Raw genomic sequence first — 17901 nt, forward strand, 5'->3', positions numbered from 1 at the left:
CGATTCCTGCTTTCTTCCTTTTTTCTTTTTCCTGCCTATACCAGGTTATTCTTGAACGCGTAGGCCACCATCCCCGCCGTGTTTTTCGTACCGGTTTTTTCCAGAATCCGCAGGCGGTGGCCTTCGACCGTGCGCGGACTGAGGAAGATTTTCTCACTGATTTCGGCCGTCGATAGCCCTTCGCAAATCAATTTAAGCACTTCTTTCTCACGCTCCGACAGCAGCACCTTGCTATTATAGAGTGTCGAGGTGGAGGTTTGCTTGATAACGGTGGTGGGTTTGTTCACCATTTTCCGGTGCATGACCTTGGAAACGAAGTCGTTCAGGTACACGCCGTCGTCCATCACCCGGTGAACGGCTTTTTCCACTTCGTCCAGATCCGCATCTTTCAGAACGTATCCGCTCACGCCTTTTTCGAGCAAATGGAGCACAAACCGGTCTTCATCGTGCATGGTCAGCATGATGATTTTGACGTCGGGGTGGTTTTCCCGGATGTATTCCGTGGTGGCAATGCCGTCCATCACCGGCATTTCCAGATCGAGCAACACCACGTCGGGCATTCGGCGGGTGAGTTTGTCGATCAGTTCCTGTCCGTTGCTGGCTTCGAGCACCAGTTCAAAATCAGGCACCTGGCTCAACACGGAAGCCATTCCTTTCCGGAATAAATTATGATCGTCGGCTAACGCAATCTTGATCTTTTTCATGGTTAGGGTTATGGTTAAAGATGGTTGAAATGGCTGGATGGTTAAAAATGATTAATTGGCAAGCCATGCTTTTAACCATTTTAACCATTCAACCATTTTAACCATCTATTCTATACCGCTTCCACTTCAACCTCTACTTCCGGTTTCAAATTTTTAACCTGGATGTGTATCCGGGAACCGCGGCCTTCTTCCACGTCAAACGTAACATGCCCGTCGATGACGTTCAGGCGGCTTTCGATATTTCGCAGACCCAACCCACGCTTTTTGTCTTTCAGAATTTCGTCCAGATCAAAACCGCGCCCGTCGTCGATCACCGACAGCAAAATTCCGGTGGGCTGGCAGTGCAGATCGATGATGATGTTTTCGGCATTGGCGTGTTTGATGGCGTTATTGATCAATTCCTGCGCAATGCGAAACAACGTCAGATCCAGTTGCGGAAGCAAGGTCGGCATTTTATCCGAACACGACAACTCGACGTGGACTTCGCCGTTGCTGGCTTTTTCGGCCAGTTCTTCGAGGGCCGAAACGAGGCCGAAGCGTTCGAGGGTGGTGGGCACCAGATCGCGGCTGATGCGCCGGACGTTGGCAATGGTTTCGTCGAGAAGCGAGCGGGTTTTCTGCACCAATACCGTCGAACCGGGGTCATTGTGTTCAACAGTTCGGCCCAACTGATTCAGACTCAACTTGGTGACCGACAACATCGTACCGATCTCGTCGTGCAAATCCTGCGCAATCCGCCGGCGTTCGTGTTCCTGCGCCTGAAGGGTGGCAGCCAGGAGACCTTTGCGGTATTTCTCCTGCCATTCCTTCAGAATCAGTTGCTGACGGATTTGTTTTTGTTGGTAATAGGCGACAAATACGATGATGAAAATCGCCATCACCAGCAAAACGGCCGTTCCTACGGCAATATATAATTTCATGTCCTCGTTCACAGCGAGCCCGAAGCGAAGTGCGTTCCCATACACGGGGATAATTAAACCAATTTGCGAAATATAAAACTCTGGCACCAGAACCGCAAGAACGATGTATTAAACGGTCAGCCGGTCCGTTACCCGAAATTCCCGTCGGCGGAGCCAGAAACTGACGAGAAGGACCAGGTAGAAAAAAGCCGAGAACGTTCGGACAATGGTAATGTATAAATAGTAACTGCCGTTTGAACTCAGGTCTCCCAACGTCACCTTGACGAACAGAAAAACAAACAGCGTGCCAGCCGCGTGGACAATGGCTCCGGCGCTCACCCAGAACATGGAATGAATCAATAAATTCTGGATCTGCATCTTCGTCAGGATATAATGAAAATACAGCAGTGCATACACAATCATGATGATTCGTTGAACACCAAGGGCAACCCCGGCAAAATGGGTCCAGCTAAAGTCGTACAGGAACACCAATAGGTAGATCACAAAACCGCCTACAATCAGCGTCCGGTTCCGCCGGGATTTTAGCTCGATCCAGTACGCTACGGCAAAACCGCTCATTTCAACGAGCGAATTTAAATTATAGAGGTATAAGTTATTCTGGCGAAAGGCGGCATCGTGGATTTGGATCAAACTGATTACGAATGAAAAAATTAACATTCGTAACAACCATCGGTTTGGCTTGTCCAGAAAAAAATAATTCACCAGACCTGTTCCAATGGCTAGCAAGAGGAACAGATCTGGCAAAAATGAATCCGGATACTTGAGTATTAACTTAACGTAAGGATGATCAATCATCATTTCAACAGACTTCTATTTCCCTACGGATTACACTCCGGCGGACATATCGGCCCGTCGGCTAACTGCCCTTCACGACCGGACGGCATATCTTTCATTCCGGCTTCGGCAGGAACGGTCAATTCCAGAATTTCCCGGCCACTTTTGTCGATGCCCACCAACACAACGCGCGGCACCAGGTGTTCATTTCCGTTGACGGTTTCCCGGCGTTTGGCGTGATAAACCCGGATGCCGATGCAGCCCGGCTGATCCAGGATTTGCCGCAAATTATCGCTGCCAAAAAACTCGGAGCGAACCGTGTCGGCCTGCGGAATCTGTTGTTGTTTTTTGCGTTCCTGGTAAGCGCCTTTGAACTGATCGGCTTCGTCTTTGGAAATAAAGCGTCCCGCACCGGGGTTTATATTACTCATGATAAAAAGAGGTTTTAATGGACTTGTGAGGTTTCAAAATCGTTGCCCAAAGTTGCACAGGCTTGTGGTGGAAAGCAATCAGCTTTGAGTGAACGGAAAGAGATGGCACGACTCTTTTTGGTGGTTTTCGATCTTCCGGCCCTGCTTCTTAATGGGTTATGACACTCATTAATCAAGTATAATTTTCTTTATCGTATTTGCTGACCCAGAAACCGATTGAAACCAATAAACAAAAAACCATATACATCACTAATATAAAATTCCAATATTGAAAAAAAATATCTGGCGAAGCCTGGGTGGATAAAATTATTTTAGAAAAAAGAAAGATTAAAAGTGTACCTGTCGATTGAATAATAATTCCACTACTGATCCAGAACAAAGGATGTTTTAGAATATTTTTCACTTTCATCTCTGCCAACAAATCCACAAAATATAGCAATGCAATAAATAAACCGTAAATCCTGGTTATAGTAAAAATACCAGGCGAAAATTCATTTCTTTCCCAGAAAATAATATTATTTAAAATAACAAAGATACATCCTATGAGCGCAGTCTTTTTAAACAAATTCCTGTTAATACTATAGTAGTACAACAAAAACAAAATAATAACTTCAACAAAACTGAAAGAGTTATACAAAAATAAATTATTCAATCGGTATGTGGCGTAGACATTAGAGATAAGATTCCTAGAAAACAATAATATGAAATATATAATCAGGAACCTTATCTCCTTGTTCTTGGAATTGGCATAAAATATCCCTAAAAAAATAGGCCATAAAGTGACCAAATCATTTACTAATTCTAAAGGATGTTCTAAGTATAGCTTAAAAAATCTTTCTAACATTTCATTTTTTGAATGTTTGAGATTAGCAAGACTGTGGACACGGCATGCCATCCGCCAGCGCATCACCATCTCCCCTATCTTTCAATCCTTCGGTATCTTCGAAGATATCGGAACCGTCGGCGCGGACACCCACCAACACCAGCCGGGGTTTGAGTGCGCCTTCGTCTTTGGTGGTGGGGTCACCATCGGCGTCTTCGTAGCGTCTGCCGTAATACACCCGGATGCCGACACAATCTTTACGGCCCATCAACTTGCTGATGCGGTTGATGCCGAAAAACTCCGCTTTCGTAACTTCTTCGGGCTTGAGTCCCAGCTTTTCTTCTTCGTAAACGCGGTGCAGGCGGGTACGGCCTTTGGCATCAGCAGCCGTGATGAAGGTGCCAACATCGCCGTGAAATTTGTCGGAGGGTTTACGCGGTTCTTGCATGGTAGAGCAGATTAATTTGCTTTACCAAGTTAAAATGAATTCGATTGGGATGGGTAGAGGGCCGGGAAAATCAAGTATAAATACGTAACCATTCAGGGAATATCCCGTACTTTTCCGTGTTTTGTCACCATCTGGTAAAAAAAAGTATTTCTTCTTTCCCGTTCCTATATTTCTTCTCTACCATTCTTATTATCTTCCCTGCACATTTGCAGAGAGTCGGTGCGTCCTGTCTCCGATAGGATGAGCTGATTTTCTCATCTCATAGGTTAGGTTTGGAAAAGGCCAGGACGTTGTCCAGGCTTTTTTTTTAGGAAAAAAGGGAGTGAAGACTTGACGAATGATTTAAAAATCATTCGTCAAGTCTTCACTCCCCTGGTCTCAACCAATCTTTTTGGTTACTTCAGCAAATTCAGTAAATACTGTCCGTAGCCGCTTTTCACCAGCGGCTGCGCAATGGTTTTCAGTTGCTCCGCGTCGATGTAGCCCATCCGGTAAGCTACCTCCTCGATCGAGCCGATTTTCATCCCCTGACGCTCCTCGATCACCTGCACAAACTGACCCGCCTGCATCAGCGACACAAACGTGCCCGTGTCCAGCCACGCCGTCCCCCGATCCAGAATCCCTACTTTCAGCTTCTGACGCTCCAGATACACCTTGTTGACGTCCGTGATCTCGTATTCGCCCCGCGGACTGGGGGCCAGCTCTTTGGCAATCTTGACCACTTCGTTGTCATAAAAATACAAGCCCGGCACGGCGTAGTTCGACTTGGGCTGCTCCGGCTTCTCTTCGATCGACAACGCTTTATTATCATCGTCGAATTCCACCACTCCATACCGCTCCGGATCGTTCACCTTGTAGGCAAACACCACCCCGCCATCGGGATCATTGTTAGCCTGCAGCAGTTTCGACAGCCCCGAACCGTAGAAGATGTTGTCGCCCAGAATCAGCGCCACCTTGTCATCGCCGATAAACTCTTCGCCGATCACGAAAGCCTGCGCCAGCCCGTTCGGCAGCGGTTGTTCGGCATAGGCGAACGAACAGCCCACCTGCGAGCCATCACCCAGCAGTTTTTTGAAGTGCGGCAGATCGTGCGGAGTCGAGATGATCAGAATCTCGCGGATGCCTGCCAGCAGCAGAATCGACAACGGATAATAGATCATCGGTTTGTCGTAAACCGGCATGAGTTGCTTGCTGACGGCCAGCGTCAACGGGTGCAGTCGCGTACCGGAGCCCCCGGCCAGAATGATGCCTTTCATAGTTTTTTAATGAGTGAATGAGCGAATGAGTGATTGAGTGAATAGGATCAAAGATCACGCTTGTCCATTCACTCAATCACTCATTCACTCATTCACAATTAATTATCGGTTTTCGTACATGGAATCGTAATACTTCTGATAGGCGCCCGAGGTGACGTTTTCGAGCCAGTCCTGGTTGGCTAAAAACCAGTCGACTGTTTTTTCCAGGCCTTCTTCAAACTGCAGCGAAGGCTCCCAGCCCAGCTCGTTCATCAGCTTGTGGGCGTCGATGGCGTAGCGCAGGTCATGGCCGGCGCGGTCGGTCACGTAGGTGATCAACTGGGCGGAGGTGCCTTCGGCCCGACCCAGTTTCCGGTCCATGATGCCACACAGCAGATGCACCAGATCGATGTTTTTCCACTCGTTGAAACCGCCGATGTTGTAGGTTTCGCCGGTTTTGCCGTTGTGGTAAATCGTGTCGATGGCCCGCGCGTGGTCGATGACATACAACCAGTCCCGCACGTTCTCACCTTTGCCATAGACCGGCAAGGGCTTGTTGGTCTGGATGTTATGGATCATCAGCGGAATGAGCTTCTCGGGGAAGTGATTGGGGCCGTAGTTGTTGGAGCAGTTCGACAGCACGATGGGCAGGCCGTAGGTATTGCCGTAGGCGCGCACGAAGTGATCCGAAGCGGCTTTGGAAGCCGAATAGGGCGACTGCGGATCGTAGGAGGTGGTTTCGGTGAAGAAATCTTCCGGATTGTGCAGCGACCCATAGACCTCGTCGGTCGAGACGTGGTAGAAGCGTTTGCCGGCGAAGTCGGCCTTCCAGCTATTTTTGGCTGCATTCAGCAGGTTGACGGTTCCCACGACGTTGGTCAGCACGAATGCCATCGGGTCGGTGATCGACCGGTCGACGTGCGATTCGGCGGCCAGGTGGATGACGCCATCGAAGGCATGGTCCTGAAACAGTTGCTCCAGAAACGATGCCTCCGTAATATCCCCTTTGACAAAGGTATAATTCGGCGCATTTTCAATATCCGTGAGGTTGGCGAGATTACCGGCATAAGTCAGTTTATCCAGATTAACAACCTGATAATCTGGATATTTTGTCACAAACAGCCGAACGACGTGTGAACCAATGAAGCCGGCTCCGCCGGTAATCAGAATCTTTTTAGACATACGTTTTTACTCCGAAACGATTGAGTTTTTCAGTTGCAAATTTTGTTCCCAGCGCCACGCGTCCTGCAGCCCTTCGGCCAGGTTTTTTTCGGCGCGCCAGCCCATCACGTTATTGACTTTATCGACCTGTGCGTAGATTTTCTCCACGTCGCCCGGACGGCGCGGGCCAATCGAATAATTCAGTTTGATGTTGTTCACTTTTTCAAACGTCTGGATCAGTTCCAGAACGGTTTGCCCGTTGCCCGTGCCTACGTTAAAAACATCGTAATAACTGGCTTCCTCGCGCGAATCGAGCAACCGCAGCGCCTGAACGTGCGCTTTGGCCAGATCGACCACGTGAATGTAATCCCGGATGCAAGTCCCGTCGACAGTGTCATAATCTCCCCCGTGAACCGTCAGTTTCTCGCGAATACCGGCGGCTGTCTGGGTAATGAACGGCACCAGATTACCCGGAACGCCCAGCGGCAATTCGCCGATCAGCCCGGACGGATGCGCCCCCATCGGATTAAAATACCGCAGCGCAATCGATTTGACAGGTCCGCCCGCCTTGACGGTATCCCGGATGATGTCTTCGCAAATGGCCTTGGTGTTACCGTAGGGTGACTGCGCCGGCAACCGGGGCGTTTCCTCCGTCACGGGCAGGTGTTCGGGTTGACCGTACACCGTACACGACGACGAGAAAACCAGGTTCGGAACGCCATACCGCTGCATGGTTTCCAGTAACAACAAAGTTGAGTCGAGGTTGTTGCGGTAATACATCAGCGGTTTTGCCACCGATTCGCCAACTGCCTTGTGAGCCGCGAAGTGAATCACCCCCCGAAAATTCTCTTTTTCAAAGATTGCGTCGAGCGCTTCGGCATCGTTGCAATCCGCTTCGTAGAACGGAACATCCTGGTTCAGAATCTGGCGCAGGCCCGCCAGTGCCGAGCGGTTCGAGTTGGAAAAATTGTCGATAATGACGGGTTCGAATCCCGCGTTCAGCAGTTCGACAACCGTGTGCGAACCAATAAAACCGGCTCCGCCAGTGACTAAGATTTTCATGAGGGTAATTGCATTTAAGGCGTTATTTCAAACGTTGAGTACGGTATTGAACAGTGCAAAAAACCTGCCGCTATGGTTGACCGATCCGGATTGTCGCCCACGCCGGACAAGAAAATCATTTTTTATAAAATCGTGTTAAGAATTCGGATACAGCCTGTTTCTTGCGGGGCAAAAGTATAAAATTCAGTAGGTTTCTAAAAATAAGTTTTTATCTTCGGGTTATAGCGTTGCAGCACCGGCCCGGTAAAACCCCGGACCGCAACCCATTGGAGTGGCATGATAAACGACAACGAAATAAAAGCCCTGATTTCTTTGCTGGACGATGAAGACCAGGAAATCACCGAACACGTTGAACAAAAAATCCGCGAATTGGGCGGCCAGTTGATCCCATATTTGGAAAGTGAATGGGAAGATAGTTTTAGTCCTATTCATCAGAAGAAAATTGAGGAGTTAATTCACGATTTGCAATACCAGTCGGTTCTGGATCGAATTAGACTCTGGAAAGAAACCGGTGGAATCGACCTGCTGGAAGGTTTGTGGATTGTGGCTACGTATCAATACCCGGATTTGTCGCTCGATAAAATCCGGCTGGAAATCAAGCAACTCTATCTGGATGTGTGGCTGGAAGGCAAGTCCGAAATGCACCCCATCGATCAGATCAAAACCTTAAATACCGTCTTTTTTAACAAATTGAAATTTGCCGCCAACACCAAACATTTTCATTCGCCTTCCAATTCGATGATCAATGTGGTGCTGGAAAGCCGGCGCGGCAACCCCATTTCGCTGTGTGTGATTTACATGCTGATCGCCCAGCAACTTGATTTGCCCGTCTACGGTGTGAACTTGCCCAGTTTATTTGTGCTGACCTATAAAAAGGACCATACGCAGTTTTACATCAATGTCTTTAACCGCGGGCTGGTGTTCTCAAAGTCGGACATCGATCACTACATCGGACAGTTGAACCTCAAACCCGCCGACACCTACTACCAGCCCTGCACGAACCTGGATATTATCCGGCGCGTGCTACGCAACCTGATGCTGGCGTTCGAGAAAATCGGCGATACCGGCCGCGTGAAAGAAGTTGAGCAATTGCTGGATGCGGTTTACGATGAAGATGCCACTCCGCCCTTGTCGGATTACACGAATAAGTGACGAATAGCCTCTTCTTACGTCTTAGTTGAGAAAAGCTCATCCAAACGTAATCATGAAAAAATTCGAATATCAGATTCTGGAAGTCGAAGCAACCGGTTTTTGGAGCGGTGGCAAGATTGATAGCCAGGAGTTGACGACCAGACTGAATGAATTGGGTGAAGAAGGTTGGGAACTTACGTCTTCTTTTGCGACCAATAAATACGAAGGCCAGTCACGCGCGGCCATCCTCGTTCTAAAACGCGAACGCACCGAACCGGCTTAGAACGCTACCGCTAACATCCCCGGGCCGGTTTCGAAATAATGAATGGTTAACGCCCGCACATCGTCGGGCAGGCGCACGTGGCCCGTCAAAAGCCCCGCACCGTCGGCAAACGGGTCGATGTGCAGGTGTTCGCGGAAGGTAAGCTGGCGTTTGCCGTAGAGCTTGTAAAGGGCTTCCTTGGCGCACCAGTATACCGCCAGCCGGTGCAGATCACCGTTGGCGTGGCTGATTTCTGCGTCGGACAACACGCGCGGCACCACCCGGATAAACTGCTCCCGAAAGGGCTCGATGTCAATGCCTACGGTTTTGGTATGGTGCAACACCGCAGCCGCCCAGCCGGAAGTATGCGAAATCGAAACATGCGCAGCCAGGCCAATCAGATGCGGTTTTCCATATTCGTCCTTGTACAACCCTGAATAGGTCCAGTGCGACTGAACCAGCGCCCGAACCGCAGCCCGGCAGGCCAGCCACTCCACACGCTGCGCCGGGTGGGTGATCTCGACCAGCTCCAGTTGCTCCGGCATCGTCAGCGTTAGCAACGCGCGCAGGTCGTCTTCACTCTCTTCAATTTTCCACAACACCGCCGTACAGTCGGCCCCCAGTCGATGGGTTTGATAAACGGACATACCTCAAATTTAAAATGTAATAATAAATGTAAAATTTCAAATGCTGAATGGAAAAGTGTTCGTTCGTTATTCACTTTTCCATTCGACATTCATCATTTTGCATTTATCATTCAATATTTTCCCTTTATCATTGCAGAAACTATAGCAATGCAAGTCCATAAAATTGACACTTTTGCCGGCCACCGCGACTGCGTGTATACGCTGGATGCCGGGGCCTCGCCAACCGAGTTTTTTTCGGCCGGGGCCGATGGGCTGGTGGTTCGCTGGCAGTTGGACAAACCGGATCTGGGTTCGCTTCTGGCCCGCATTCCGGCTTCCGTCTATGCCCTGGCGTTCGATCCGGAACGGAAACAGCTCTGGGTGGGGCAAAATTACGACGGTATTCACATCATCGATCCCATTCAGAAACAGGAAGTTCGCTCGGCCCAGATCACCCCGGCGGCCATTTTCGACATTAAAATCAGCGAAGGAACAGCCTGGATCGCCTTGTCCGACGGCGTTCTGGTGGTGATGGACGTTGCGGAGTTTGTCGTTAAAAAACACCTGAAAGTAAGTGATAAAAGCGCGCGGGCCATTGCCATCAATCCGAAAACCCGGGAGGTGGCCGTGGGCTACAGCGACAACGGCATCCGGATTTTTGACCAGGATGGCCTGACACTCAAATACGTCATTCCGGCGCATACGAACTCCGTTTTCACCGTTCAATATTCGCCCGACGGGCGGTATTTGCTCTCGGCAGGGCGCGATGCCCACCTGAAAATCTGGGATGTTACCGACCGATACAGCCCAAAAAGTGATATTGCGGCCCATTTATTCGCCATTAATCACATCTGCTACAGTCCGGATGGCGCGTTATTTGCTACAGCCAGCATGGATAAAGCCATTAAAGTGTGGGATGCGGATACGTTCCGGCTGTTGAAGGTGATCGACCGGGCCCGACACGCCGGACACGGGACGTCGATCAACAAATTACTCTGGAGTCCGTATCAGCACCAGCTCATTTCAGCCAGCGACGACCGGCTGATCTCCGTCTGGGAAATTACCCGCTAGGTAAATGATTTGGTTACTTTTCGGATTTTTGACAAATTTCAAACTAAAAAATTGATATTTTCGGTCGGATAACTTTACTTTTAGCAGACAAGTGACCATTTGTCACCATTAACCCTTTCAGTTATGAAAATTACGCCCATCGAGATACGGCAGCATACATTTGAAAAAAAGGGATTCGGCGGCTACCGCCCCGACGAAGTCGATGCCTTCCTGGCGTCACTTTCGCAGGAATGGGAACGCGTTACGAGTGAAGGAAAAATGCTGAAGATGCAGCTTGAACTGGCCGAAAAAGAACTTAGCAAGTTCAAGGACATTGAGATGACGTTGTTCAAAACGTTGAAAACCGCCGACGATACCAGCACCCAGATTACCGATCAGGCCAACAAAGCCGCGGAGAAATACCTCGGTGAATCGAAGCAGAAAGCCGATGAAATCCTGGCCGATGCCCGCAAACGGTCGACGCTGATGGTGCAGGACGCCGAAAATCAGGCCCGGTTTATCAAAGAAAATATCCTGAACGACCTGAAGTCGATGGAACACGACTTCAAGGCGATGGAAAAATACAAGGAAGGACTCATCAAACAAATTCGCACGCTGGCGGGCAATGCCATCGAAAGCGTCGACCGGTTTGAGAAGAAATTCAACCAGCAGTCATTGCAGGCCAAAATCGATGAAGTAACCGCTCAACACACCGAAGACGAGCCGGTGGCAACCACCGAAGCCGAAACCCATCCTTCCGATACGGAACTGGTAGACCCGGAAACGCTGCACGTCGAAACAACGGACGATGCGCTGGAACACGCGGCCGAAGCGACCGAAACACCAGCCGACGAAGCCGTTGAAGATCCTGTTACCGCCCAGGGCGATGAAGCCGCCGAAGCCGGATTGCCCGCTACGGAGCCCATTGCCGAACAGGAATCCGAAGACGAAGAGACCACCGAACCCCAGGCTGTTCACGAGGAATCGGATTCGGGCGAAAAGAAAAAAAGCTCCGGATCATTCTTTGATCAGATTTAACACAAAGCGGACGTCGAGTCCGCTTTTTTGTTCTACTTTTGGGCGAAAATCTAACCGGTTGGAAAGACGGCCCAAAAACCGTCTGGCCCCTCTTTATGGGAACTATTGCGCTCGAAGGTCTCGAATTTTTCGCTTACCACGGCTTCTACGACGAAGAACAGAAGATTGGCAACAAATACTCGGTCGATATTACGGTCGTCGCCGATCTGTCCGAAGCCGCCCGCGTCGATAAGCTCAGTACCACCGTCAACTACGGCGAATTGTACCGCATTGCCCACGAAGCCATGCAGCGCCCCGCCCGGCTGCTGGAACACATCTCCCACAACATCATCACCGAAATTCGGAAACGCTACCCCAACGTCGATTCGGTTGAGGTGAGCGTCTCCAAATTCAATCCGCCCATCGGGGGTGTTTGCCACCGGGCGAAGATCACGCTGCGGGGGTAAATTTACCGTTTAGGAAAGGAGAAAAGGCATTTTTTAGTGCGTTACGCAGTCGGCGGCAAAAGCCGCCAGTATCGTATTGAGCACCTGTGGATTTTCCAAACCGGGCAAATGCCCCGCCTGAGGAATCGCTAAAATTTGGTTCCGCCAAATGCCGGGCAATGCAAGGGTTTCCAGATAGGCCAGGTTGTGGAACTGTTCATCCGCGCCGACGACAACAGCAATCGGAACACCACTTTTTCTGATGATTTCCGTTTCGTCGTCATACTCATCGGCCAGAATCCCCTGCGTGATTGCCTCGTGTATTCGGTAGTCCGTTTTATAAAAATCTTCTTCCAGAAATGCAGGACGAACCAGGGGCTGTTTACTAACTAACCGATCTGCATACGTTGAAACATCCGTTGGATTTGGATTTGCTACGCCATAAACACGGTTCATTATTTCTCCCGCAGCAAACATTTGCCCGAAGTTGGGAGGTTTGGTGATGGGCATGGTTAGCGCCATTACGCCGATACAGCCCGCAAGCCGGGGCAAGGCCTGCAAGGCTATATGCCCACCAATCGAACATCCGACCAGAATATAAGAGTTAAGCTGTAACTGATCAAGCAGCCCTGTCAGGAGTCGGAGGGAACCTTGCAGGGAATAATCCGTCATCGGATCGTTGCTTTGCTCGGACTGTCCATGCCCCGGCAAGTCAAATGCAATCAGCCGGTAGTCGGTCAGGGCATCGCTGTTTAACTGCTGTTCCCACATTTTCAGCGACAGGCACCGGCTGTGGATAAAAACCAGGGCGGTTTTACGTTCTTTGTGTAAATCTTCAACGTGAATCGAAAGACCGTCTACGGCCATAAATGAACTCATTATCAGCAAAATCTACATTAATTTATGATCGATTGCGTAGCGCAGCAACTCGGTTAAATTCCGACAGTTTGTTTTCCGAAGCATGTTCCTGCGGTGTGTGTTTACGGTATTGAAACTGACGCATAATTTGTCGGCAATCTGTTTGCTGCCATAGCCATCTGCCACCCACTTCAGGATCTCGATTTCGCGTTTGCTCAAGATCTGATGCGGCTCCACATCCGGATAGTATTCTTTGGAATGTTCAATCTGCCACTTTCCGGAAGCTGGCGAATATTGCTCAATCTTATGAATCACTTTACCCTTTTCGGCGAAATCGGTAATGTCTGAAGTGAACCCGAAAACAGCAACCGGAATGGGCTGACCGGGGGCACGAATGAGTGTAGCCTGTTGCAGGATGTGACTGTATTCGCCTGTATCCCGGCGAAACCGGTAACTTTTGGTAACCCGTATATTTTCAGACTCGATGGTCGGGTTTTCTTTCAGAAAATTCACTTCATCGGGAAACATGCTTTTCCGCATCAACTCAAAATCGTGGTAGTGATGGTACATAAAATCCAGCCCGCCTTCGAAAAAGGCTTCCCGTGGATGACCCATCACCCGTTCTGCGTTTTCGCCAATGATCATGTACTGCCGCGATGTGTAATCAAGCAGGTAAACCGCAGCCGACAAGGCGCTCATCCAGGAGGATGCGTTGTTGATCTCTTTGTGAAAGGAAGTATGATCCCAGGAACTGGACTGTGGTTGATTAGTCAACAACTCCAAAAAATCCCTATACGTATGTACCCGAGGAGTTTTCAACGGAAAAAAAGTCGTACCTGAAAAGTGGCATCCTGTAAAAATACTCAAAAATGAGTATTGAAACCCAAACGTCGTATGAAGAATTTTGCTTTAGAGTTACCACTTTCGAAAAACAAAACAACTACGATTGCGTCTCTTACCACTGAATAGCCCAATGAGTCAGACGAAAAAACTTCTTCGACTATTTATCTTCCTGCTCGCTCTGGTTTCTTCCTGTAAAAAGGAGGAGATTTTTTCTGATCAGAAGGTTTTACTGACCTTTTCCTTTACAAAACCGGCTAATCCCACCCTCCCGGCCGACATCACCGGTACGATTTCGGGTTCACAGGTAACCATCCTGTTACCGGTTGGTGCAAATGTGAACGGCCTGAAAGCAACCTTCAGCAGTTCACCACTTTCGACGGTCACGGTTGGCGGGGTTCGCCAGGAAACCGGGGTTACTGCCAATGATTTTACGTCTCCCGTTACTTACCGGATTACGGCGGAAGATGGTAGTACGGCAGAGTATAAAGTTACCGTAACCGTTGCGAAATCCCCGGAAAAGCAGATTCTCAGTTTTTCACTGAGCGGTCTTTCGCCCGCGGTTCAGGCAACCATCGAGCAATCTTCCCGGAAAATAACCGCCACCGTTCCGGCCCGAACAACCGTTACGGCGCTGGTGCCCACAATCGGGATATCACCCAAAGCGACGGTAAACCCCGCGTCGGGAGCGGCTCAAAACTTCACAAACCCGGTTAATTACACCGTTGTTGCGGAAGACGGTAGCTCGCAGGTGTACGAAGTTACCATCAACGTCCGGCAGGTGTCTTCTGTTCCGGCCGAACTGAATCTAAATAGCTTCTATAAGAAATACCTCGACGCCAGTGGCATTCCCATCGTCAGTTCGGAAAAAGTACCGGATGCCGCGTTGGTTCAGGCCCGGAATATAATTAATCAGATGGTCGAGAAAATCCCGAATGTGGTGGCCAAAATGATTCAGAACAAGACCCGGTTGGCCATCATGGCCGAAAGTGAAGTAACAACGGACATTCCTGAGCACAGTGATTTGTATACGGCTTTTCCCGGAACCGACTGGAATACCCGCGCCCGGGGATTGGGTGCAACCATTCAACGGCCAGCGACCAGCTGCGCCGAAGAAAATCTGCTATGCTACCCTACGGACCGGTATTTGGGCGAAGATATCCTGGTACATGAATTTGCGCACACGATTCACATCATGGGAATTGCTTATGTCGATGTAACCTTTGACAAGGAACTGGAAAGCATTTTTAAGGAAGCAATTGCAAAAGGGCTATGGAACAATACCTACGCCACCACGAACTTCTATGAATACTGGGCCGAGGGGGTTCAATGCTGGTATGACCTGAACAAAGAGGCCATTCCTTCTAACGGGATTCATAACGAGATCAACACCCGGGAGGAACTCAGAACATACGATCCCAAGCTCTATGAACTCATCAGCCGGTATTTTCTGGTACCGACTAAAAAAGTGAGTTGCCACGCGGGAAAATAAAAGAACCCAGCTACAATCAATTGATCACGTCCTACTACTGCTCTTCATGAAGTTGACTTTTCTACCCCTATTATTGGTTGGGCTGACTTTTTCCAATTGCGCGACCATCCTGAGTTCGAGCAAACAAAAGGTAACCTTTACCTCCAATTTGCCGAATGCCAAAGTTTACGTAAATGACAACTTGATCGGGAATACCCCCTGGACAGCGAGGATTAAGAAGAAGAAGACCAATGTTGTTCGATTTCAGCATGAGCAGGGCTCGACAACGGCCGAATTGAAAGGCAAATTCATGGGAGGGTATATTTTCATTGATTTGCTATTCGGCGGTACTGTGGGAATCATTGTAGATGCGGCAACCAATTCCTGGTTACGGTATCCGAAAACACTCCATGCCGATATTCCTCAATCCACGCCTGCAGAACCGGTTATTCCAGTGGCGGCTCCGGTCGCAATTCGATCCACTCTTTCAACGACCTCTGTACCCGAATCGGCACCCAACACGAGTATGCAGAGTCGCTCCGACCGGCCTGGCTCCCCGGAGTTAGCCAATTCAGGCACTTCACATTCTCCTCAACAGAATACAAACTCCACAAATAGTCGCTCCGGCGATGACCCATTTGGTCTTAAGCTAAAGAAGCTTATTCTGGAGCAACTATTTAACGAACTGCCCCAAAAGGGAATGCCTTCAGCAGCTAACCCAACGGACAGTAGCAAAGTCTATGTGTTTTTGGTGGGAAAAAAGAATGTAAGCACCTATACAACCGACATCCTGCCCGTATCCATGTATTCGGATAGTACCTGGCCTTCTGCCAAAGATACCCGGCAACGTTTTGCACACTCTCTGGGCTTACCGATACACAAAGTTGTCCTGGCAGGGTATTTTACGGACTCCCTAGTTGCTCAGAAAGCCTGGGCTACTTACCAGGAAAAAATTGCTGCGTACGAAATCAATCGGTTTGCTGTTGCCTTCGATGTTAATCCAGACACCAATCCTCTACCCCCTTTAGCTGCGGATCTTTCGACGGGTATTATTGTCTCCAAACCCAAAGGAGAGAAGACCCAAATAGTCAATTTACCAGCCATTGAAATTACGGGAAAATACCGCCCCAACTTAGGGATCATGCCTGTCATTGATACCAAGACAAACTTAAACCAACAATTCCTGATTCATCAGTATTTAAGAGATAATCCACTCGTTATCAATAACAAAGATACGCTACAAAGCTCCTTAACCGATTATCGGGCACATACCCAGTTTGCCGTTGGTGGCACAATGAATGAAGATTCCTATCGGCTGAAACTCTGGCAGAAAGAAAAATTCCTGGCCGAAATTGTCATTCCGTTCACGTCCAAAACAACCCTTGAAGAACGAATGACGCTGATTGGCAAACAGATTGGGCGTATTCTAAGCAGCAACACCGACAACTACATTGTTCAGGAGCATCCTCGTACTCAGGGACTGTACGATCAAATCGACGTGATTCAAAGCGAAATTCGGAAAGGAACCGAAATCAGTCGCCTTTTTCCGGATGTCACCACGCACTATCTGCCACCCGGCCTTTCCTTACCCGCCCCGCTCAGCCATTTATCAAACCGGTCCAATAACCTGCCTTACCTGAAAAATGCCACTCCCAACGGGATTGCTCAAACCATACGAGGTATTTATCAGCAAACCGACGAAAAGCAGTTTTTCTTCACCAACGGCAATATTCCGCAAGACATGAAAGACGCCGTCCGTCGGATCACCCAGCCAACTTCCCGGCGGATTGGTGCCGCTCTGAGCTACATAGCCGCCGGTGATGCCTTCCGGGAAAACGAAAATAACTTGGACGGTGCAGCCAGTTCGTATTACTCGGCCTTGCTGCTATCCCATAACCTTGCGGCCAGCACGCTCGAAAAAGCCGCCGTCAAGCAATTGGTCTATCAGCGCATGAATCAGGTGGCCAGTGTCCGTAAGCAGCCTTACCTGTCCGGCTTGTTCGAACTGGCTGCCGACCTGAATAGCTCCTATCTGGCCAGTCCTCTGGCATCGCAAAGCCATCAGGAGTATTATACGGCCTTGCAGAACACAGCGAAGCTCTGTCAGGATGCCGAAAAAACGGCTCGGTCGATTCGGGCGCAGGAACGTACCAACGCCCTGATGGCGGTGGGCGCACTAGCCGGAGCGGCAGTTACAGCCAGCAAAACCGGGGGAACCCTGACCAGCGCCAGCATTCAGCAGTTGACCAGTCAGCTCGAAGGTGCCCAGGCCGTCACCAGCAACATGCGGGCGGCCGTAGCCGAATCGCTGAAAGATGTGGCCTATGAAAATTTCGAAGTGCGGGATGAAAGCGGCACCGAAGTCGAATTGAACAAGCTGTATCTGAACCTGGAAATTCTGTGGCACCTGGGCGTACGGCCCGACCGGGACGTGGTGGGGAAACGGCTTCTGGCGTATGCCAAAGACAAACCGGCCCTGAAAGTTGCGCTGGAGGAATATCTCGCCGAAACGGATGACAATCAGCAGAAAACCGCCATTGGTGAATTCCAGAGCTGTTTTCAACACATTGAAGTACAGGCAAACCGCTACGAATCGTGGGGAATGCAGCTGCCGAAAAAAGTAGTAGGACGGTTTTAACAGG

General features: G+C 49.5%; 19 protein-coding genes. 8 read left to right on the forward strand and 11 right to left on the reverse strand.

The genetic code is table 11. The features are described 5' to 3' along the window. Positions 1-35 precede the first annotated feature (35 nt). From ACS5NO_RS21520 to ACS5NO_RS21530, 3 genes are all read right to left on the reverse strand, one after another. A complete protein-coding gene (locus ACS5NO_RS21520; protein WP_114407305.1) occupies positions 36-704 on the reverse strand; it encodes a response regulator transcription factor in 669 nt (222 codons plus the stop codon). Positions 705-814: 110 nt separating this feature from the next. Continuing rightward, positions 815-1624, reverse strand: a complete 810-nt coding sequence (locus tag ACS5NO_RS21525; RefSeq protein WP_114407306.1) for a sensor histidine kinase — start codon at positions 1622-1624, stop codon at positions 815-817. Positions 1625-1732: 108 nt separating this feature from the next. Next, positions 1733-2254 carry a hypothetical protein gene (locus ACS5NO_RS21530; RefSeq protein ID WP_439417051.1) on the reverse strand — a complete coding sequence of 174 codons (522 nt, stop codon included), beginning with the start codon at positions 2252-2254 and terminating at the stop codon, positions 1733-1735. Between the two features lie 11 nt (positions 2255-2265). Here ACS5NO_RS21530 and ACS5NO_RS21535 point away from each other — a divergent pair, with 11 nt between their 5' ends. Beyond that, the gene (locus ACS5NO_RS21535; protein WP_439417052.1) at positions 2266-2388 is read left to right on the forward strand and encodes a hypothetical protein; all 123 of its coding nucleotides are present in this window, start codon (positions 2266-2268) and stop codon (positions 2386-2388) included. A 54-nt stretch (positions 2389-2442) separates the two neighbouring features. Here ACS5NO_RS21535 and ACS5NO_RS21540 read toward each other — a convergent pair whose 3' ends face one another. The 5 genes from ACS5NO_RS21540 to galE all read right to left on the reverse strand — a co-directional run bounded on the left by ACS5NO_RS21540 (position 2443) and on the right by galE (position 7558). After that, positions 2443-2829 (reverse strand): hypothetical protein, encoded by a 387-nt coding sequence (locus ACS5NO_RS21540; protein WP_439417053.1) that lies wholly within the window; start codon positions 2827-2829, stop codon positions 2443-2445. 866 nt (positions 2830-3695) lie between these two features. Continuing rightward, positions 3696-4100, reverse strand: coding sequence for a hypothetical protein (locus ACS5NO_RS21545; protein ID WP_439417054.1), 405 nt, complete (start codon positions 4098-4100; stop codon positions 3696-3698). A gap of 395 nt (positions 4101-4495) precedes the next feature. Then, complete coding sequence (gene rfbA, locus ACS5NO_RS21550; RefSeq protein ID WP_150880681.1) at positions 4496-5356, reverse strand: glucose-1-phosphate thymidylyltransferase RfbA; 861 nt, start codon at positions 5354-5356, stop codon at positions 4496-4498. A gap of 102 nt (positions 5357-5458) precedes the next feature. After that, positions 5459-6517 carry a dTDP-glucose 4,6-dehydratase gene (gene rfbB / locus ACS5NO_RS21555; RefSeq protein WP_439417055.1) on the reverse strand — a complete coding sequence of 353 codons (1059 nt, stop codon included), beginning with the start codon at positions 6515-6517 and terminating at the stop codon, positions 5459-5461. Positions 6518-6523: 6 nt separating this feature from the next. Beyond that, a complete protein-coding gene (gene galE / locus ACS5NO_RS21560) occupies positions 6524-7558 on the reverse strand; it encodes a UDP-glucose 4-epimerase GalE (RefSeq protein WP_439417056.1) in 1035 nt (344 codons plus the stop codon). Positions 7559-7837: 279 nt separating this feature from the next. Here galE and ACS5NO_RS21565 point away from each other — a divergent pair, with 279 nt between their 5' ends. Together ACS5NO_RS21565 and ACS5NO_RS21570 are read left to right on the forward strand one after the other, a co-directional pair. Next, the gene (locus ACS5NO_RS21565) at positions 7838-8710 is read left to right on the forward strand and encodes a transglutaminase-like domain-containing protein (RefSeq protein WP_114407449.1); all 873 of its coding nucleotides are present in this window, start codon (positions 7838-7840) and stop codon (positions 8708-8710) included. A 52-nt stretch (positions 8711-8762) separates the two neighbouring features. After that, positions 8763-8972 (forward strand): DUF4177 domain-containing protein, encoded by a 210-nt coding sequence (locus ACS5NO_RS21570; RefSeq protein WP_439417057.1) that lies wholly within the window; start codon positions 8763-8765, stop codon positions 8970-8972. Here ACS5NO_RS21570 and ACS5NO_RS21575 read toward each other — a convergent pair. Then, positions 8969-9598 (reverse strand): 4'-phosphopantetheinyl transferase family protein, encoded by a 630-nt coding sequence (locus ACS5NO_RS21575; protein ID WP_439417058.1) that lies wholly within the window; start codon positions 9596-9598, stop codon positions 8969-8971. The genes ACS5NO_RS21570 and ACS5NO_RS21575 overlap by 4 nt on opposite strands. 147 nt (positions 9599-9745) lie before the next feature. Here ACS5NO_RS21575 and ACS5NO_RS21580 point away from each other — a divergent pair, with 147 nt between their 5' ends. The 3 genes from ACS5NO_RS21580 to folB all read left to right on the forward strand — a co-directional run bounded on the left by ACS5NO_RS21580 (position 9746) and on the right by folB (position 12111). Then, on the forward strand, positions 9746-10648 hold the full coding sequence (locus tag ACS5NO_RS21580) for a WD40 repeat domain-containing protein (protein ID WP_439417059.1): 903 nt from the start codon (positions 9746-9748) through the stop codon (positions 10646-10648). Between the two features lie 123 nt (positions 10649-10771). Continuing rightward, positions 10772-11665 carry a DivIVA domain-containing protein gene (locus ACS5NO_RS21585; protein WP_439417060.1) on the forward strand — a complete coding sequence of 298 codons (894 nt, stop codon included), beginning with the start codon at positions 10772-10774 and terminating at the stop codon, positions 11663-11665. A 95-nt stretch (positions 11666-11760) separates the two neighbouring features. Then, entirely contained in the window at positions 11761-12111 is a 351-nt protein-coding gene (gene folB, locus ACS5NO_RS21590) for a dihydroneopterin aldolase (protein ID WP_114407317.1), read from the forward strand. A gap of 33 nt (positions 12112-12144) precedes the next feature. Here the strand turns inward: folB and ACS5NO_RS21595 are convergent, their stop codons facing one another. Together ACS5NO_RS21595 and ACS5NO_RS21600 are read right to left on the reverse strand one after the other, a co-directional pair. Then, a complete protein-coding gene (locus ACS5NO_RS21595; RefSeq protein WP_439417061.1) occupies positions 12145-12957 on the reverse strand; it encodes an alpha/beta fold hydrolase in 813 nt (270 codons plus the stop codon). A gap of 24 nt (positions 12958-12981) precedes the next feature. Beyond that, on the reverse strand, positions 12982-13647 hold the full coding sequence (locus ACS5NO_RS21600) for a response regulator transcription factor (RefSeq protein WP_439417062.1): 666 nt from the start codon (positions 13645-13647) through the stop codon (positions 12982-12984). A 274-nt stretch (positions 13648-13921) separates the two neighbouring features. Here ACS5NO_RS21600 and ACS5NO_RS21605 point away from each other — a divergent pair, with 274 nt between their 5' ends. Continuing rightward, entirely contained in the window at positions 13922-15280 is a 1359-nt protein-coding gene (locus ACS5NO_RS21605) for an SGBP N-terminal domain-containing protein (protein WP_439417063.1), read from the forward strand. A 46-nt stretch (positions 15281-15326) separates the two neighbouring features. Then, entirely contained in the window at positions 15327-17897 is a 2571-nt protein-coding gene (locus ACS5NO_RS21610) for a PEGA domain-containing protein (RefSeq protein WP_439417064.1), read from the forward strand. The last annotated feature ends 4 nt before the right edge of the window (positions 17898-17901 follow it).

This window comes from Larkinella fluvii, from assembly GCF_051857545.1.
Classification (GTDB): Bacteria; Bacteroidota; Bacteroidia; order Cytophagales; family Spirosomataceae; genus Larkinella.

What these genes read in the sequence shown, in the direction of transcription:
- ACS5NO_RS21520 (WP_114407305.1), bottom strand. Translation starts at nt 704, where the DNA reads ATGAAAAAGATCAAGATTGCGTTAGCCGACGATCATAATTTATTCCGG.
- ACS5NO_RS21525 (WP_114407306.1), bottom strand. Translation starts at nt 1,624, where the DNA reads ATGAAATTATATATTGCCGTAGGAACGGCCGTTTTGCTGGTGATGGCG.
- ACS5NO_RS21535 (WP_439417052.1), top strand. Translation starts at nt 2,266, where the DNA reads ATGAAAAAATTAACATTCGTAACAACCATCGGTTTGGCTTGTCCAGAA.
- ACS5NO_RS21540 (WP_439417053.1), bottom strand. Translation starts at nt 2,829, where the DNA reads ATGAGTAATATAAACCCCGGTGCGGGACGCTTTATTTCCAAAGACGAA.
- ACS5NO_RS21545 (WP_439417054.1), bottom strand. Translation starts at nt 4,100, where the DNA reads ATGCAAGAACCGCGTAAACCCTCCGACAAATTTCACGGCGATGTTGGC.
- rfbA (WP_150880681.1), bottom strand. Translation starts at nt 5,356, where the DNA reads ATGAAAGGCATCATTCTGGCCGGGGGCTCCGGTACGCGACTGCACCCG.
- rfbB (WP_439417055.1), bottom strand. Translation starts at nt 6,517, where the DNA reads ATGTCTAAAAAGATTCTGATTACCGGCGGAGCCGGCTTCATTGGTTCA.
- galE (WP_439417056.1), bottom strand. Translation starts at nt 7,558, where the DNA reads ATGAAAATCTTAGTCACTGGCGGAGCCGGTTTTATTGGTTCGCACACG.
- ACS5NO_RS21570 (WP_439417057.1), top strand. Translation starts at nt 8,763, where the DNA reads ATGAAAAAATTCGAATATCAGATTCTGGAAGTCGAAGCAACCGGTTTT.
- ACS5NO_RS21575 (WP_439417058.1), bottom strand. Translation starts at nt 9,598, where the DNA reads ATGTCCGTTTATCAAACCCATCGACTGGGGGCCGACTGTACGGCGGTG.
- ACS5NO_RS21580 (WP_439417059.1), top strand. Translation starts at nt 9,746, where the DNA reads ATGCAAGTCCATAAAATTGACACTTTTGCCGGCCACCGCGACTGCGTG.
- ACS5NO_RS21585 (WP_439417060.1), top strand. Translation starts at nt 10,772, where the DNA reads ATGAAAATTACGCCCATCGAGATACGGCAGCATACATTTGAAAAAAAG.
- folB (WP_114407317.1), top strand. Translation starts at nt 11,761, where the DNA reads ATGGGAACTATTGCGCTCGAAGGTCTCGAATTTTTCGCTTACCACGGC.
- ACS5NO_RS21595 (WP_439417061.1), bottom strand. Translation starts at nt 12,957, where the DNA reads ATGGCCGTAGACGGTCTTTCGATTCACGTTGAAGATTTACACAAAGAA.
- ACS5NO_RS21600 (WP_439417062.1), bottom strand. Translation starts at nt 13,647, where the DNA reads ATGAGCGCCTTGTCGGCTGCGGTTTACCTGCTTGATTACACATCGCGG.
- ACS5NO_RS21605 (WP_439417063.1), top strand. Translation starts at nt 13,922, where the DNA reads ATGAGTCAGACGAAAAAACTTCTTCGACTATTTATCTTCCTGCTCGCT.
- ACS5NO_RS21610 (WP_439417064.1), top strand. Translation starts at nt 15,327, where the DNA reads ATGAAGTTGACTTTTCTACCCCTATTATTGGTTGGGCTGACTTTTTCC.